Below are 16,597 nucleotides of genomic sequence, written 5' to 3'. Positions count from 1 at the left end.
CTTATCTGCATAATTCCCAGAATGCCACTGCACTGGCTGCCGCTACATTCAGGGAATCCACACCTCTTGCCATAGGGATGCAGACCGTGTAATCACAGTCTGCGATAGTGTCCGCTGCCAGGCCTTCCCCTTCCGTCTCCAGAATAATTGCAAGCTTTTCCGCTTCATGTAATACCCGGGCATCCGGTGACAGGCTGTCTTCCTTTAACGCCATAGCTGCGGTACGGTATCCCATGCCGCGCAGCTGTGCCATCGTGCGATCCGCCCAATCTTCCGTCCCCAGAAAAGTCCAGGGCACCTGGAATACCGTCCCCATGCTGACTCTCGCCGCACGACGGTACAAAGGGTCGCTGCAGCCTGCAGTCAAGAGCACCGCATCAATTCCCAGCGCTGCTGCGGAGCGGAAGATTGCTCCTACATTCGTGGGATTCACGACGTTTTCCATGATAGCGATGCGTCTGGCATCCCGACACAGCTCCTCCATCTTCGGCAAAGCTCTCCGCCGCATGGCACAGAGCATGCCACGCGCCAGCTTGAAGCCTGAGATCTGGGATAATACCTCGTTAGATGACACATAGACAGGAATTTCCTCCGATCTCTCCATGATCCGCCCCAGGACTTCTCTTCCCTTCTCGGAATCCGCTTCTCTCTGTTCCATCAGAAGCGACAACGGTTCGTATCCCGCCGTCAGCGCCCGCAGGATCACGTTTGCGCTCTCCGCAATGAACAACCCGGGCGCCGGTTCGTAATAGCGGAGCAGCTGTATTTCCCTGCGTTCGTTGTAAATCTCCAGTTCCGGTGTATGTAAATCTGTGATTGGTATTCTTCTCATGCCGCTTCGTCTCCTTGCATACGTCGAAAAAAGACCAGCCACTTTTGCGGCTGGTCTCTTACTACTGTCTTAGTCTGAATTATTCAGCTACGTAAGGCATAAGTGCTACGTGACGTGCTCTCTTGATGGCAACGGTCAGTGCTCTCTGATGCTTTGCGCAGGTACCGGTAATACGACGAGGAAGGATCTTACCTCTCTCAGATACATACTTCTTCAGCTTAGCTGTATCCTTATAATCGATTACATTATCTTTACCACAGAATACGCAAACTTTCTTTCTTCTGCGCATACCGCCTTTTTTTCTCATCGGAGAATCGGTCTTCTCAGTCTTATTAAAAGCCATTATTATTACCTCCTATCGGAATCTGTCAGGGCAGAGGCGGGTGTCAGCTCCGCTTGTCACTGAAACTTAGTTAAAGGGTAATTCTTCATCGATGCCGTCAGGGATGTTCATAAAACCATCACCGGCTCCGGAAGGAGCGGGGGCATTATTACCACCACCAAAACCAGCGTTCTGGTATCCACCGTCATTACTGCCGGCAGATGCATTCTTGCTCTCTGCGAACTCTACGTTCTCAACCACTACATCGGTAGTGTACACACGCTGTCCATCCTTATTGGTATAACTGCCGGTCTGGATACGTCCTTCCACAACGAACTTTGTTCCCTTGTGGCCATATCTCTCGATAAACTCACCAGTCTTACCAAACGCTACACAGTTAATAAAATCAGCATCCGGCTCGCCATCACGCTTAAATCTTCTATCTACTGCAATGGAAAAACGAGCGATCGCTGTTGCGGTAGCTCCCTGAGAATATCTCACCTCAGGATCCCTTGTTAAACGTCCCATAAGAATTACTTTATTCATATTTCGCTTCTCGCTTTCTGTTTATGCCTCGTCCTGTCTAACGCATAAGTATCTGATCACGTTGTCCATGATACGAACACGGCTCTCGATCTCTGCAGGAACAGTGCTCTCAGCTTCGAATCTGATGAAGTAGTAGAAAGCTTCTTTCATCTTCTGAACTTCGTAAGCAAGCTTCTTCTTGCCCCACTCGTCCACTTCTGTGATGTTGCCGCCGAATCTCTCAACCAGTGCCTTGCACTTGTCAACAACGGCTGCTCTCTCATCATCCTCGATCTTAGCGCTAACAACAACGGCTAATTCGTACTTGTTCATGTTAGTTACCTCCTTTTGGTCTCTGGCCCATATTTCACATATGAGCAAGGAATAAAGTGTCTCACGAAAGAACATGTTACCATATCCCCGTGCACTTTTCAAGCTTTTTCAACGATTTCTTTCACATTTTTTTCTAGTAATTTCCGTGCGATCATAATCTGGTGACCGCAGCCCAGACATTTCAGTCGAAAGTCCGCTCCCACGCGGAGTACTTCCCATTCTCTGCTTCCGCAGGGATGTTGTTTTTTCAGTTTCAATACATCTCCCACATTAATATCCATAACGCTCTTCCTCGTCTCTCTTGTCTGTATGTCCACTCCTGTGCCGGCACTTCGCAGCCGGTACCTGTAACCTTATTATAAGGATGTCGGGGTCAAAGGCCCCCGACTTTGATACCTACGGATTGCTTCGTGCTACGCACTCCCACAATCCTATAAGTTGTTCGCCATAAAATCCTTCACTATGCCAAAAGCTTCTCTCAGCAGATTATTCGGTACTGTAAGAGGAAAAGTTCCGGATGACAGTCCCTCCACATGCAGATATCCCTGCTTCTTCGCAATGGCAAGAGCTCGGAACATATGAAAATTATTGGTGACAACGACCACACTGTCCTCCGATTTATTCAACAGTTCTCCGCTGTAGATCAGATTCTGTGTCGTATTCGTGGAAGCATCTTCCGCAAGTATCCTCTCCGGATCGATTCCTGCATCCGCAAGATATCCTTTCATACCCTCCGCTTCGCTGACAGGCTCGTTATAACCCTGTCCGCCGGACACGATGACTTTCGTCTCCGGATTGGCATTCAGATATTCTATGGCTTTATCCAGACGTTTTTGGAGTACATAGCTGGGACCGGTAGTCTTCCACTGGGCTCCCAGTATGATGACGTAGTCCGCTCCCGCCTCTGCTTTCGCACCGAACTGTCCGAAGATCATTCCTTCTAATATAAGAAGCAACAGCATTCCAGCTGCCACCAGCCCGCGGAACGTCATACGGATCCAGCGCGGGATTCTCTCCTGCACGGATTTATGAGTCAGTATCCAGCCCCATGCAGCACAAAACGCAGCGATCGCGCCCCAGATCAGGAAAAAATAACTGCCAAAGCCGACAAACAACCCGATTCCCACACAATACAGCGCACACAGCACCGCCAGAACATACAGTGCCATTGCTCCGTAGTGCTTCTGATCCACGCCTCTGCCTCTGGGATCCAGATAGATCACTTTTTTACTTTTTTCCACCGGAATCAAGCGGTCCCTCTTCATACATCCTCCAATCTTTCCCTATGGCTTATTGTAGCATATCTGCAGCACCTGGCTCAATACCACATAGTTTAGGGTTTTCTTAATTTTTTAAAAATTTTTCTTTTACCGGCATCGGCTGACTTGTACCTTGCGGAAAAATGTGATGTAATTGATTAGTATAATACTTTAGAGAAGAAGGATTCTTATGTGCAGACCGACACCAAAAACAAATTTCACAAAATGTCTTCCTATCATAATTTTGTTTTTTACTGCCCTCCGGATACTTGCCGGATTGCGGATCCCTTATATGATCCTCGCCGACCAGCGCTATGACGACCGGATGCTGTTCGAGAATGCCTACGATCTGTTAAGTGGCGTATGGCTGGGCAGCTACGACGCCTATGCTCTCGCCAAAGGGATCGGATATCCGATGTTCCTGGTTCTTGCGAAAAAATTATGTCTGCCTTATTCCGTGCTGTTGGCTCTACTGCAGGCTGTGGGTGCCTGGCTGTTCGTCCGCGCATTATCCGTCAGATGGAAGAATCCCTATGGACAGACGCTCCTGTATCTGCTTCTGTTATTTTCTCCCATCAGTCTGACGCAGCTGGTAACACAGCGCCTGTACCGTATGGCTATTGTTCCCGGAATGGTGCTGGTTGTATTTTCCGGCATGATCGGTCTTACCCTGCGCAAGGAGCTTCCCTTGAAAAAGCAGCTTCCCTGGGCAGTTCTGACCGGCATGGCTCTTGCCTTTTTCTGGCAGATCCGAGAGGATTCCGTCTGGATCCTGCCGTTTATCGCTGTCATGACAGTATGGAATGTAGGCTATGTGATACTGGCACTGCATAAAAAGCGGACAGGACGGCAGCTTTTGCTCCAATGTTTCATACTTCTGTTGCCGATATTGCTTCTGTTTTGCGGCAATATAACGATTTCCGCCATCAATCAGGTCCACTACGGTGTATTCCTGACCAACGACCGCACGGAGGGAAATTTTGCCGAACTGATGTCCCTGTTCTATCATCTGCAGGGCAATACGGAAGCAGGCTCCGACATCTGGATCTCCAGGGAGACGATTGCCAGAGCGGAGGCCGTCAGTCCGACCCTGCAACAGCTCCAGCCGCTATTAGATTCCTATGTGGAAGACTGGTCTACGAGTAACGGAGAGATCCCCGGTGACCACTTCAGCTGGGTGTTACGGGATGCGGTACAGGACTCCGGCTATTCCCCGGATGCCGTCAGTGCGCAGACCTTTTACGGCAGCGTTCTCTCTGAGCTCCATGCGGCAGTAGAGCGGGGTGATTTAACAAAAAGGCAGGACGGTGCGCTCTATTTTTCCTCCCAATCCAGAGGAATATTACCTTCGGAAATTCCGCGTATCCTGTCTGATACTCTGCAAAATATATGGAAGATCGCCGGTTATACGGACTGTGCTCTAAGCAGCTCTGCCAAAAGCACCGGGCGTCTGTCGGATATCCGCCGTATGGAGGCATTTACCTCCTGCCTGGCAGTGTATCCTACACTGTCACAGTTCCAGGCGGCAGATTATGATTCCATTGCCGACGAGACCTTATATGATTTCAATGAAGTCTATAGTTCTGGTATGGTGTCTCTTCTGAACAAAATAAATGCCCTCTATCAGGTGTTTGGAAAGCCCGTATTTTTGCTGGCTCTTCTTGCTCTCCTTGTGCTGACTGTCCGCGTGATCCACGGACTCTTCCATGGAGGCCGAACCGATCTGGAACTGTGGATCCTAAGCTGCGGGATCTTGCTTAGTGCTGTTTTACTGCGTTTTGGCTGCGGTCTGTTTACCGGATGGTTTACCGAAGATATGCAGAAATTCATCAACAGCTTTTATTCCTGCGGTGTCTATATTCTGCTGCAGCTGTTTAAATATCTGGCGATCGGTACAATTTACGAAGGAGGAATAACTTATGGAAAATTTGAAGGAACAGATTCAGGAATTGCAAAAGATCATTGATACCTACGATAACATTGTATTTTTCGGCGGTGCCGGTGTCTCCACCGAAAGTGGGATTCCGGATTTCCGCAGCGTGGACGGTCTGTACCATCAGCAATACGACTATCCTCCGGAGACCATATTGAGTCACAGCTTTTACCGTTCCCATCCGGAAGAATTTTTCCGTTTTTACCGGAATAAGATGCTCTTCCCAAAAGCTCAGCCGAACGCCGCCCATAAAAAGCTGGCAGAGCTGGAACGTGCCGGAAAAGTACGTGCTGTAATAACACAGAATATCGATGGACTGCATCAGGCCGCCGGAAGTAAGACTGTCCTGGAGCTTCACGGCTCGGTACTTCGCAATTACTGTGAAAAATGTCATCAGTTCTACGGTCTGAATGCTATCTTAAACAGCACCGGCATACCGCACTGTGAGAAATGCGGTGGCACCATTAAACCGGATGTGGTCCTGTACGAGGAAGGACTGGATGAAAAGACGATAAATGCCGCCGTCAGATACATCCACGAAGCAGATGTCCTGATCATCGGCGGCACTTCTCTGGCTGTCTATCCCGCAGCCGGGTTAATTGATTATTTTCAGGGTGATAAGCTGGTGGTCATCAACAAAAGTGCGACCCCCAGAGACAAAAATGCGGATCTTCTGATTCAGGGACCGATCGGGGAAGTATTTCACTCGATCCAGAATCCGTAAGAAATATCCTGCTCTCCGCTGATATGATAAATGTCTTCCACATCAGCACCCCAGCTGTTGATACCTCCCACGCCTCTCACTGCTCCCAAGATGGATACCACCGTCCTGCGGGCAGGAGGGAGTTCTTCATGATGCATGGCATTTTCCAGTTCCTGCGCCGTATAGGGGAGACAAGAAAATGCGAAGTCTTTTCCCTCTTCCGCAGTTATTTTCAAACGGCTGCTTCTTCCTCCACGGTCTGTATTATCCAGGGAAGTCTTCCTGACGATCTCCAGCCATTTGGTCTGCATATGCATCCCACAGTCCTGAGGCACCATATAAGGTGTCACCGGCAGGCCCTGTACTTCATACACACCGGGGATTCCTCCTGCCATACGGTCCGGATAGGTCTCTCCGGACAGTCCTTCATAGGTATACCGCTCCGCTGCGGTGGGCATCAGGAACCTCATTCCGAATACCGGAAGCTCCGGCAGACCCTGTTGTCCGCGATACTCTGCCTGCACATGGATTCTGCCATCCGTTTCCACCGTATAAGTCACTGTCACCTCCGTGGCCGGAACTGTCGGCGTCTCATACGTATAGATCATCTCGAATCTGTCACAGGTCTCTTTTCCGGTGTATTTATTATTCGCCGGTGCCAGCGGGATGGCAATCTCCTCTCCATCCATCCGGGCCTCTACCCGGCTGCAGCGTACAAAACGATCCGCCGCGGACCATACCGCACTGCGGAATGCGAATCCACACCCTCTGTCATTATCCGTGACCGCGCGCCAGAAAGCCGGTCGGGGAGTCCTGTACAGCCACTCTTTGCCATCCTTATATAAAGACTCCATGCCTCCGCATCCCACAGAGAAAATATAGGAAAAATCCTGTCCCTGTATACCTATCGTCACATCACCGATTACGATTCTGAGTGCCATAATAATATCTCACCTCCTGCATTGCCGGTTTTTCACTACGGTCTGCGAATAAGATTCCATTCCCTGAGAATTCATAATCACTGGGTCTGTCATCAAAATCTCCTCCGTAGCGCAGTACTCTGCGTCCCGTCACTTCGTCCTTTACCCACAGTGCCTGGTCGATATAGTCCCAGATAAAGCCACCCTGGTACATATCAAAACGGTCCAACAGGTCCATATAGGAATTCATTCCACCCAGGGAATTGCCCATATCATGCATATATTCGCACAACAGATACGGCTTTTTCGGATCGTTTTCCAGATAATCTATAATCTCCTGCGGATATGCATACATCCGGCTCTCCATGTCGGAAATCACATCCTCATATGCCTTGTTATGGAAAACACCCTCATAGTGCACCAGACGCAAGTCATCGTTTTCCTTGAAGAACTGCTGCATCGCAGCGATATCATCCTCAGCATAGGATTCATTTCCCAGGGACCAGAACAGGATTGACGGATGGTTCTTATAACATTCAAAATTCGTTCTGGCGCGGTCCACTACCGCTTCCTTCCACTCCGGCACAGAACCCGGTACATTCCAGGAGGGCTCTGTGTCACCCATCTTCTGCCAGGAGCCGTGGCTTTCCAGATTCGTCTCCGCCATCACATAGATTCCGGCTTCATCGCACAGTCCGTACCATTCCTTGCGGTCCGGATAATGACAGGTTCTGACCGCATTGATGTTGTTGCGTTTGAAGCAGGCAATATCCCATTTCATGTCTTCCATTGAAATACATCTGCCGGATGCCGCATTCCACTCATGACGGTTCACACCACAGATCACCAACCGCTTACCATTCAGCTTCATTACCTTATCCTGCGGATCCAGCGAGAAATCACGGAAGCCTATTTTGTACGGCACCACTTCCGTCATTTCCCCCTCACTGTCTGTCAGAGTGATCTCCAGCTGATATAAGTACGGATTCTCATGGCTCCAGGGGATTACTTTTTCTGCCAATGTTTCCCGAAGGTGCAGCGTCTGTTCCACCTGTGACTGCAAAATCTGTGTCTGCTCCAACAGGCATTTCCCGTTGGCATCCGACAGGCATACACGCATTTTGCCCGGACGCTGTCCTTCATCCTCAGCAGATATTTTGATTGCTGCATCTAACATGCCTTTTCCATCCTCTACGGAAAAATAAGGCTTCGCCCAAAGGTCTTCCACGTGCCACTGCGGCTTGGCATATAATTCCACACTCCGGAAGATTCCGAAAAAGCGGAAGAAATCCTGATCCTCCAGAAAAGCAGCCGTACTGCGCTTATGTACTTCCACTGCCAGCAGATTGTCCTTTTCCTTAATATAGGGTGTCAGATCGAATTCGGAGGGGGTAAAGCTGTCCTCTGCATATCCCACAAAATGCCCGTTCAGCCAGACATACATCGCCTGTTCCACGCCTTCAAAACAGATGATCACCCTTTTCCCCCGCAGACCTTCCGCCAGGTGAAAACGCTTGCGATAGCTTCCTACAGGATTATACTCTGCTTCGCTGAAAGCACCTTCTGCCAGACCTTTCCCCAACGTATACGCCGGACGGCGGTAGATTTTCCCCTCCCAGGGATACATATTATTGATATAATGAATTTGGTCATAACCTGCCAGTTCAATATGTCCCGGCACACAGATCGTATCGAATTCTACATTTGCAGTATTCTCCTGATAAAAATCCACCGGCCGGCTTTTCGCGTTCACCGAATAGGCGAACTCCCAGGTCCCGTCCAGAGACTGTACCAGGGAACTCCTGCCCTCTGCCGCTTCTTCCGCATCCTGATAGATCGGATGATCACTGTGGGCTGGCAGTTGACCGACCCGGAACACCTGTGGATCGTCCAGCCATCTGATATCTGCTTCCATTTTGCTCCTCCTTATTTATCCCTTTTCTATTATAATAATTGTGAATTTTCTTCCATGCAACAAGTATTTCTCTCTTTCGGCAAAACAGATCCAATGATACAACGCTACCCGGAAATCAAGATTTTTGTGGCAGCATATGTGAAAATATGTTAATCTATAAAGGTATTTGCCTTATATCCACAAATGATAGGAGATTTCGTCTATGTTATCCACAATTGAAGCAGTCAACAGTGTTGTCAACAATTTTATCTGGGGTGTCCCCGCCATGATCTGTATCATCGGCGTCGGTCTGTATTTAAGTATCCGGACGCGTTTCCTGCAGATCCGCAAGTTCCCCTATGCCATGAAGGTGACACTGGGACGTATGATGAAGAAAAAAGAAGCCTCCGACGGAGCCCTGACACCTTTCCAGGCGGTATGTACCGCTCTCGCAGCTACCGTTGGTACCGGTAATGTGGCAGGTGTGGCAGGTGCTATCGCCATTGGCGGTCCCGGTGCGGTATTCTGGATGTGGGTATCTGCGCTGCTCGGCATGTGCACCAAGTTCGCCGAGGTAACGCTTGCTGTACACTTCCGCGAGACCAATGCACAGGGAGATCTGGTAGGCGGCCCTATGTATTATATTAAGAACGGACTGGATAAAAAATGGCACTTCCTGGCGTATTTGTTCGCCGCTTTCGGTGTACTGGCTGTGTTTGGTACCGGTAATGCCACACAGGTCAATACGATCACTACCGCCATTGATTCTGCTCTGAGCAGCTTTAACGTACTGCCTGCAGATGCTGTGAAGCTTGTCAACCTGATCATCGGCGTGGCTCTGGCGATCATCATTGCCCTGATCCTGATCGGCGGCATCAAGCGGATCGGCAATGTCACCTCCAAACTCGTTCCTTTCATGGCGATCATGTATATCGTGTTGGCACTGGGTGTGATCTTTTTCCATATTAAGTCTGTACCTGCTGTATTTGCTTCTATTATAGAAGGTGCTTTCCATCCCGCCTCTGTCACCGGCGGTGTGGTCGGAAGCTTCTTCATGAGTATGAAAAAGGGCGTATCCCGCGGCATCTTCTCCAACGAAGCCGGTCTTGGTACCGGATCCATCGCCCACGCCTGTGCCGATACGAAGAAGCCGGTAAAGCAGGGCTTCTTCGGTATCTTTGAGGTATTCGTGGACACCATCATCATCTGTACTATGACAGCGCTGGTCATCCTGTGCAGCGGCGTACCCGTAAATTACGGTGAAGCTGCCGGTGCGGAACTGACCATCAGTGGATTCACCGCTGTCTACGGCAGCTGGGTATCTGTCTTTACCGCCGTGGCGATGTGCTGTTTCGCATTTTCGACGATCATTGGCTGGGGACTGTACGGTACGAGATGTATCGAGTTCCTCTTCGGTTCCCGCTCCAACATGCCTTTCATGGTGCTGTATTCCCTTACAGCTATCGTAGGCGCTACCATGAACCTCGGACTGATGTGGAGCATCGCCGAGACTTTCAATGGACTCATGGTCATTCCCAACCTGATTGCCGTGTTCCTGCTGTCTGGCGTTGTAGTGAAGATGACAAAGGAATATTTTGCAAAAGAAAACGGATAGTATCTGAATGGGATCTGCGTTATGATCATTGGATAAATAATGTAGTTCTTTCGTTTAATAATGACGATAAATTGAGAGTTTACGCGAGCAATGAGCCGCGCATAGGCATAGTGAGGACAGCGATGGGCGCTTGCGCACAAATCGCTGTCTTTACTTATGCCGTGATGCGGCGAACGCCGCGATATGAAATAAGATTGGCAGCGCCTTTTGCTGCCAATCTTATGAATAGCGTGGCTCATTGCGGATGCCATCTGCCACCCGGGGAGATCTGTTTGTATTAAAAACACCATTTTCTGCTAAAAAAATACAAAAACATGAGATTTTGCCATGTAAAAAGCTGTTATTTTCGCTGAGCGTGCAAAATGAAGAAATTCCGTACAAAAATTCCTGATTTAGAAGTTTTTTTGTACGGATTTTGCTATTTTGATGCGATTTTCACCAAAGCAATAGAAAGAGGGCTACGGGGCTGTTTTGCTAACTCCCTGCTTAGTAGGGCAAGCATATTACTGCCCTGAAAGTGCTTTTAGAAATCCAAGCAGTATTTTTATTGAAGAATTCATGAAAACGTTCTGACAATTACCGCTTCGGCATAGGATGCTTCCATTCCGGCAGTAAGTATCAGTCACTATAAAAGAAAATCACTTCAAACTTACTGCTTATACAGCACAAAATAGATTTCAGGCGGTAAAGATTGGAACAGCAAAACCAAAATACCACCCAGGAAGACAACAAAGTCATCCGGGTGGTATTTCACTAACTTTCAATTTACAAAATAATAATATTCGCGCATTTCACATCATTGGCGAGGTCGTACACTCGTCCGGTGGTAAGTCCCAGGACCTTTGGACGGAGAACGGCATTGGGGATATTCTCCACGATGCGGGCGGTCTCGCCGTTGCTCAATGCCACGTCTGTGCCGACAGGATAGAGGATGACGCTCTCTAAAAAGCAGCGCATAACGTTAATATCCAGTTCTTCCGTCATGGACATGATCATCTCCACGGCATCTCTGGGGGAGAACGGTTTCTTGTAAGGGCGCTCCGTCACCAGGGCATCATAGATATCCGATATGGAGATCAGCCTTGCAAACAGGTCTATTTTATCTCCCGTAACCCCCATCGGGTATCCCTTTCCGTTTATCTTCTCATGATGCTGCAGCACACCCAGCTTGATCTCCGTGGACAGGTCCTCCTTCGGCTGCAGGATCCGGTAGCCATATACAGAATGCTGCTTCATAATGGCGAATTCCTCGTCCGTAAGTCTCGCTGCCTTGTTCAATATTTCATTCGGTACTTTTGATTTCCCAATGTCATGTAAAAGGCCTGCAATGCCGATTTCGTATACCTGTTTGTCATCCAGTCCGTATTTTCTTGCAACGATCATGGACATGGTCGCTACATCCACGCTGTGTTTGAAGGTGTATTCATCGCTGACCTTTAATGCCCCGATATCCACTGCCACCGCATCATTATCTTCAATGGCACGCAGTAGATCATCTGTTATGCTCCTGGACGCATTGGTGAAGTCCGGCGATTGCGTGTCCTGGTACAAATACTGCACGCCCTGTGCCACACGGTTTCTTACGCTCTCAGAGATCTGTACTTTGGCAGGATCCTTGACCTTCACCTGATCATATTTTTTCTGTAAGGGTTCGGGCAATGACTGTGTCTTATCTGCCTCTGCCGGTTTGATATCTTCCGTACCTTCACAGGTATAGATGCCTGTGACTCCCATTTTCTTCAGCGCATCAATATGGAAGTCCTCCAGTCGGGTTCTTCTGGCGATCAGTACACGACCCGCACGGTCTATGATCGCCTGATCGATCATCATTCCCGGCTGCACAATGCGCAGCGGCACATATTTTCTCCTGATCATCGGTCGCTTCCCCTTTCCGGATGATTTTAGTTCATGCATTATTGTAGCATATCTTCATGAAATCTTAAAGATATCTGTCCAAAAGTTTAAAACTGCTTAAAAGACTTTTTATCAGACATTCCTTTATACTCTTCTATAGAAAAAGACGGTTATTTTGTCAAAAAAGGGACTCTTGGGAGGGATTTTTATGAATACAAATGCAGCACATCAGATACCGGTGCACCGACAGCGCCGCAGAATTTCCAGACAGGAGATGCTCCGCCGGAAGCGAGCCATCCGCAGAAGAAAACGCATTGCACGCTTCTTCCGCATTTCCGTTGCTGTTTTGCTGCTTCTCACCGCAGTATCTTTTTGGCAGGATTACGGTGGCGAGATTCTGCCCACCGTCAATCATCTGTACTACCAGCTGACTGCAAGATACGACCTGCCGGTATCCAAATATGATTTTGCCGCGCTGCAAGAAGAAAATGAAACCACCTTCGCCGAAAGTCTCTCGTCCGTTGATGCAGATGCTGAAAACATCATAGAAGCCCTGTCAGAGCTTGTGAAAAACAATGCAGAAGCTGCAGATTTCGTAGCTGACTACCCTAATCGGCAAAATTATCTGGGTCAGTCTATCGACCTCACTCACGATGTCATCATCGGACAGGTCCCTCTGTTCCTGCAATGGGACAAGCGTTGGGGCTATGTGTCCTTCGGCGACAGCATCATCGGTCTCTCCGGCTGTGGGCCTACCTGCCTGTCCATGGCCTATGTATACTTCACCCGGGATTTGAACGGCACCCCAAGAGAAATGGCTTCCTATTGTGAAAAAAACGGATATTATACAGAATCCGGTACCAGCTGGTCCCTGTGGACCGATGGCCTGTCGGCTTTGGGTCTGTCCGGCGAAGAATTATCCTTAAGTGAAAACAGTATGAAAAAAGCCCTGGATCAGGGCAAGCTTATCGTGTGCAGCATGCGACCGGGGGATTTCACCACCTCCGGCCACTATATCCTGCTCTTTGATTATGATGACACGGGCTTTTGTGTCAAGGATCCCAACCGGGTAAGCAACAGTTCCCACACCTGGGACTATGTCACGCTCTCCCCGCAGATCAAGAATCTGTGGGCCATCAGCCCCACTGGTTTCTGACAATATCCGCTAAGATCTTTGCCGTGCCGTCGATGCCGAACCGGCTGCTGTCGATCATGAGATCTTTGTGGTCGAAGACACTCTGCCAGCCGGGAATGTATGCCTTGTGGTAGCGGTTACGTGCTGCGTCAACATCACGCATCATCTTTTTCGCTGTCTGGGGATCCATTTGCAAATTCTCCACGCAGTTTTTCAGTCGCGCTTCCTCCGGTGCATAGACGAACACATTCAAATGATTCGGAATGTCTTCCAAAATATAATCTGCACAGCGGCCTACAATAATGCAGGAGCCTTTTGCCGCAAAATCACGGATGATATTTTTCTGAGTATAGAAGATCTCATCTTTCAGGCTGGACATTCCCATCCCGAGCGGATACTGCCTGCGGAAAAATGTGGACTTCATACTCTCTTCCTCGTCGCTGATGACGGATACCGGAAGTCCCATGCGCTTCGCTGTGGCTTCCACGATATCTCTGTCCAGGAATTCGATTCCCAGATTTTCTGATAATTCTTTGGCGATGGATCGTCCCATACTTCCGAATTGTCTTGAAATCGTGATCACATATTGTTCCATACAAATCCCCATTTCTGCGCACGTTTTTATATATAATAGTTTTGTTCCGAGTGTGCGCGAACACGAATCACATATATTAAAAAGGCAGTTATTCCGCTACCACCCGTACCGGTCTCTTCCGCCGTTTCTGCATAGAGCGCACCACGCAGGACAGGGTGTAGTTGATGATAAAATAGATCAATGCAGCCATTCCAAACAGCACAAATACATCGGATACGTTTACATTGCCGGTGCCATTGTAGCGGCTGGCGGCGGAAAGCAGCTGTTTGGTTCGAGCCATCAGTTCAATGGTTGCCACGTTGGCCAGATAGGAAGAGTCCTTGATGGTCGTGATCACCTGGCTGAGGAGGGTCGGGATGACGTTCCGGTATGCCTGGGGCAGGATGATATAGATCATGACCTGCACCACGTTGAAGCCCTGCGCATGACCGGCTTCAAACTGCCCGTGGGCGATGGAGTTCAGTCCTCCACGGATGATCTCGGCAATGACGGAAGAGGTAAACAGGATCAAAGCAACCGCTGCCTTGAACAGCAGCTTCGTCTCTACCGTGGTCAGTCCGAACAGCTTCCGGTTGAACAGCTCCGGGCAGGGGCAGAACACCAGGCAGATGAAGATCCACAGCAGTAACGGTGTATTCCGGAACACTTCTATGTATACGGTGGCGATAATACCAAATATTTTCGTAGTTTTGCTTGTGCAGTAATTCCTGCACAGAGCCAGTACGGAACCGATGACAATTCCTAACACGACGGCGATCAGCGCAATGATCAGAGTGAATAGTGTTCCCTTCAGGATATAGAGCATTACTCCCTTTTGTGCCAAAATGGAAAAGCTTGCTTCCAGATTACTCATTGTCTGTCACCTGCCCTTCTGTTTTTTGGAATGTCACTCGTTGATCCCTTTTTTTCAGATGAATCTCCCAGACACTGGCTGTCTTGGAGAGTGGATAACATATAATGAAAAATAGCAGTCCGCTGACCAGATATGCCGGTGCATAAGCACCGCCGGTATTTTCCCCGGTGACAAAGCTGTAAGTCAGCGAGATCAGATCGGCTCCGCCGATAATGTACAGGCAGGAGGTGTTTTTGATCAGGTTCACGATCTGGTTTACCATAGGCGGTAAAATGATCTTGATGCTTTGCGGAAGGATGATATAATACATCCGCTCCACATAGGTGAATCCCTGGGACTGTGCCGCTTCAAACTGTCCCTTGGGAATGGATTCGATGCCTGCACGTACCACCTCAGCCATATAGGCTCCGGTATATACGCCCAGTGCAACAATACCTGTCGGCAGGATTCCAATGCTGTGACCGGAAAATGCCAGTGCATAGTAGAAGAAACACAGCTGGAGCAGGATCGGTGTATTCTGCATGATCTCTACATAGACTCTGCTGATGACCTGCAATATCTTTTTCCCGCTGGTCGCCATCAGGCCGAAGATCACACCCAGCACCAGTGCCAACAGAATGGCGAAAATTGCTGTCTCCACAGTATTCAGAAGTCCTAACAGGAATGTACTCCTGTACGCCCAGACCTTGCCCCAGGCTCTCGCTGAAATAATACCAGACATAGTGTTTCCTCCCGGTTACTTTTCATCTCTACAGCGCCCCTCCGTGTACTCCCTAGTCTTCGGGCGCTGTAGACTGCTTCTTATGTTATCTTTACTCTAATCCGTTCTCAGTGATCAGGCTGTCGATCGTACCGTCTGCCAACCATCCCTGGATCAGCTCATCCACATAAGCGGAGAGGCCGGAACCCTTAGCGGTAGCTACGCCGTATTCCTGAGGTGAGAACTTGTCATCGATGTAAGAACGTCCCTCGGTCTTGTAAATCGCCAGAATAGACTTATCTACACAGAACGCATCTACTTCACCGGCACTCAGTGCAGTGGAGATGGCAGGATAGTCATCATACTGCTGGAAAGAGATGCCTGTGGTCCACAGTGCGGGATCGAAGGTATCTGCATCAAATCCGCTGCCATCGATCAGACCGGCTTCGATCATAGCATTCACCAGTGCTTTTGCAGAAGTGGAACCGGAGGATACACCGACCTTTTTGTCTACCAGGTCTGCCAGAGAAGTAATGCCGCTCTTATCCTCTACCAGTACGGTTACATAGTCTGTAAAATAAGGAGTGGAGAAATCCCAGCTCTGCTTTCTCTCATCGGTAATGGTGAAGGTAGCCAGTACGCAGTCGATATCGCCGGAATCCAGAAGCTCGGTTCTGGTAGCTGCGGTAACTGCGGTGAATTCTACGTCCACGCCGAGGCTCTCTGCGATCTTCTCAGCCAGGCTGATCTCCAGTCCGGAATACTCACCGGTCAGGGTATCCTGGAAGCCGAAGCCGACTACCGCATTCTTAACACCGACTCTCAATACGCCTCTGTCTACGATCGCCTGTACATCTGCTGCCAGCTCTCCGTCTGCTGCTGTGGTCTCCGCAGGTGCCGTTGCCACTGCTGTGCTGCTGTCAGCGGTAGAAGCTGCTGCCTCAGATGCAGGTGCTTCGGAGCTTCCGCATCCGGTGAGCAGTGTTGCTGTCATTGCCATTGCTGCCGCAAGTGCAATCCATTTTCTCAAATTTTTCATAACTTTCTCCTCCTTTTATTTCCTCAATATATATCTAAACACGAAGCCTTTCTGACTGACACGCTGTAAAATGCGGCTTCATGGA

General features: G+C 49.1%; 17 protein-coding genes. 4 read left to right on the top strand and 13 right to left on the bottom strand.

Annotated features, from left to right (window positions below; translation table 11 throughout):
- Position 1: 1 nt before the first annotated feature.
- From H9Q77_RS01650 to H9Q77_RS16805, 6 genes are all read right to left on the bottom strand, one after another.
- On the bottom strand, positions 2 to 832 hold the full coding sequence (locus tag H9Q77_RS01650; RefSeq protein ID WP_249326399.1) for a TrmH family RNA methyltransferase: 831 nt from the start codon (positions 830 to 832) through the stop codon (positions 2 to 4).
- Between the two features lie 79 nt (positions 833 to 911).
- Positions 912 to 1,175 (bottom strand): 30S ribosomal protein S18, encoded by a 264-nt coding sequence (rpsR, locus tag H9Q77_RS01645; protein WP_022154890.1) that lies wholly within the window; start codon positions 1,173 to 1,175, stop codon positions 912 to 914.
- A gap of 66 nt (positions 1,176 to 1,241) precedes the next feature.
- The gene (locus H9Q77_RS01640) at positions 1,242 to 1,700 is read right to left on the bottom strand and encodes a single-stranded DNA-binding protein (RefSeq protein WP_022154889.1); all 459 of its coding nucleotides are present in this window, start codon (positions 1,698 to 1,700) and stop codon (positions 1,242 to 1,244) included.
- Positions 1,701 to 1,721: 21 nt separating this feature from the next.
- Positions 1,722 to 2,012 (bottom strand): 30S ribosomal protein S6, encoded by a 291-nt coding sequence (rpsF, locus tag H9Q77_RS01635; RefSeq protein ID WP_022154888.1) that lies wholly within the window; start codon positions 2,010 to 2,012, stop codon positions 1,722 to 1,724.
- Between the two features lie 98 nt (positions 2,013 to 2,110).
- Entirely contained in the window at positions 2,111 to 2,293 is a 183-nt protein-coding gene (locus tag H9Q77_RS01630; RefSeq protein ID WP_118547288.1) for a DUF951 domain-containing protein, read from the bottom strand.
- A gap of 150 nt (positions 2,294 to 2,443) precedes the next feature.
- The gene (locus H9Q77_RS16805) at positions 2,444 to 2,947 is read right to left on the bottom strand and encodes a YdcF family protein (protein ID WP_249327114.1); all 504 of its coding nucleotides are present in this window, start codon (positions 2,945 to 2,947) and stop codon (positions 2,444 to 2,446) included.
- A gap of 514 nt (positions 2,948 to 3,461) precedes the next feature.
- Between H9Q77_RS16805 and H9Q77_RS01620 the strand changes: the two genes are divergently transcribed.
- Positions 3,462 to 5,237, top strand: coding sequence for a hypothetical protein (locus H9Q77_RS01620; RefSeq protein WP_118551068.1), 1,776 nt, complete (start codon positions 3,462 to 3,464; stop codon positions 5,235 to 5,237).
- On the top strand, positions 5,200 to 5,928 hold the full coding sequence (locus H9Q77_RS01615; protein ID WP_443981883.1) for an NAD-dependent protein deacylase: 729 nt from the start codon (positions 5,200 to 5,202) through the stop codon (positions 5,926 to 5,928). Before H9Q77_RS01620 ends, H9Q77_RS01615 begins: the two co-directional genes overlap by 38 nt.
- On the opposite strand, the gene H9Q77_RS01610 is transcribed toward H9Q77_RS01615, so the two are convergent.
- Both H9Q77_RS01610 and H9Q77_RS01605 read right to left on the bottom strand, forming a co-directional pair.
- Positions 5,907 to 6,848 carry a beta-galactosidase small subunit gene (locus H9Q77_RS01610; protein WP_022154884.1) on the bottom strand — a complete coding sequence of 314 codons (942 nt, stop codon included), beginning with the start codon at positions 6,846 to 6,848 and terminating at the stop codon, positions 5,907 to 5,909. The two genes, H9Q77_RS01615 and H9Q77_RS01610, sit on opposite strands and share 22 nt — an antisense overlap.
- A complete protein-coding gene (locus tag H9Q77_RS01605; protein ID WP_249326398.1) occupies positions 6,823 to 8,742 on the bottom strand; it encodes a glycoside hydrolase family 2 TIM barrel-domain containing protein in 1,920 nt (639 codons plus the stop codon). The genes H9Q77_RS01610 and H9Q77_RS01605 overlap by 26 nt, the downstream gene beginning before the upstream one ends.
- Before the next feature lie 202 nt (positions 8,743 to 8,944).
- Between H9Q77_RS01605 and H9Q77_RS01600 the strand changes: the two genes are divergently transcribed.
- On the top strand, positions 8,945 to 10,336 hold the full coding sequence (locus tag H9Q77_RS01600; RefSeq protein WP_249326397.1) for an alanine/glycine:cation symporter family protein: 1,392 nt from the start codon (positions 8,945 to 8,947) through the stop codon (positions 10,334 to 10,336).
- Between the two features lie 765 nt (positions 10,337 to 11,101).
- On the opposite strand, the gene H9Q77_RS01595 is transcribed toward H9Q77_RS01600, so the two are convergent.
- Positions 11,102 to 12,211, bottom strand: a complete 1,110-nt coding sequence (locus H9Q77_RS01595; RefSeq protein ID WP_249326396.1) for an HD-GYP domain-containing protein — start codon at positions 12,209 to 12,211, stop codon at positions 11,102 to 11,104.
- A gap of 187 nt (positions 12,212 to 12,398) precedes the next feature.
- Here H9Q77_RS01595 and H9Q77_RS01590 point away from each other — a divergent pair, with 187 nt between their 5' ends.
- Positions 12,399 to 13,346, top strand: a complete 948-nt coding sequence (locus tag H9Q77_RS01590) for a C39 family peptidase (protein WP_249326395.1) — start codon at positions 12,399 to 12,401, stop codon at positions 13,344 to 13,346.
- Here H9Q77_RS01590 and H9Q77_RS01585 read toward each other — a convergent pair.
- The 4 genes from H9Q77_RS01585 to H9Q77_RS01570 form a co-directional block, all read right to left on the bottom strand.
- The gene (locus H9Q77_RS01585) at positions 13,327 to 13,920 is read right to left on the bottom strand and encodes a cytidylate kinase-like family protein (protein WP_118547396.1); all 594 of its coding nucleotides are present in this window, start codon (positions 13,918 to 13,920) and stop codon (positions 13,327 to 13,329) included. The two genes, H9Q77_RS01590 and H9Q77_RS01585, sit on opposite strands and share 20 nt — an antisense overlap.
- Before the next feature lie 88 nt (positions 13,921 to 14,008).
- Complete coding sequence (locus H9Q77_RS01580) at positions 14,009 to 14,773, bottom strand: amino acid ABC transporter permease (RefSeq protein WP_118692350.1); 765 nt, start codon at positions 14,771 to 14,773, stop codon at positions 14,009 to 14,011.
- Entirely contained in the window at positions 14,766 to 15,494 is a 729-nt protein-coding gene (locus H9Q77_RS01575) for an amino acid ABC transporter permease (protein ID WP_022154108.1), read from the bottom strand. Before H9Q77_RS01575 ends, H9Q77_RS01580 begins: the two co-directional genes overlap by 8 nt.
- A 91-nt stretch (positions 15,495 to 15,585) precedes the next feature.
- Positions 15,586 to 16,512 carry a transporter substrate-binding domain-containing protein gene (locus tag H9Q77_RS01570; protein ID WP_249326394.1) on the bottom strand — a complete coding sequence of 309 codons (927 nt, stop codon included), beginning with the start codon at positions 16,510 to 16,512 and terminating at the stop codon, positions 15,586 to 15,588.
- Positions 16,513 to 16,597 lie beyond the last annotated feature (85 nt).

This window comes from Simiaoa sunii (assembly GCF_014337175.1).
Taxonomy (GTDB): domain Bacteria; phylum Bacillota; class Clostridia; order Lachnospirales; family Lachnospiraceae; genus Acetatifactor; species Acetatifactor intestinalis.
Note: the sequence above shows the minus strand (reverse complement) of the source record. Positions and strands in the feature narration are given on the sequence as shown.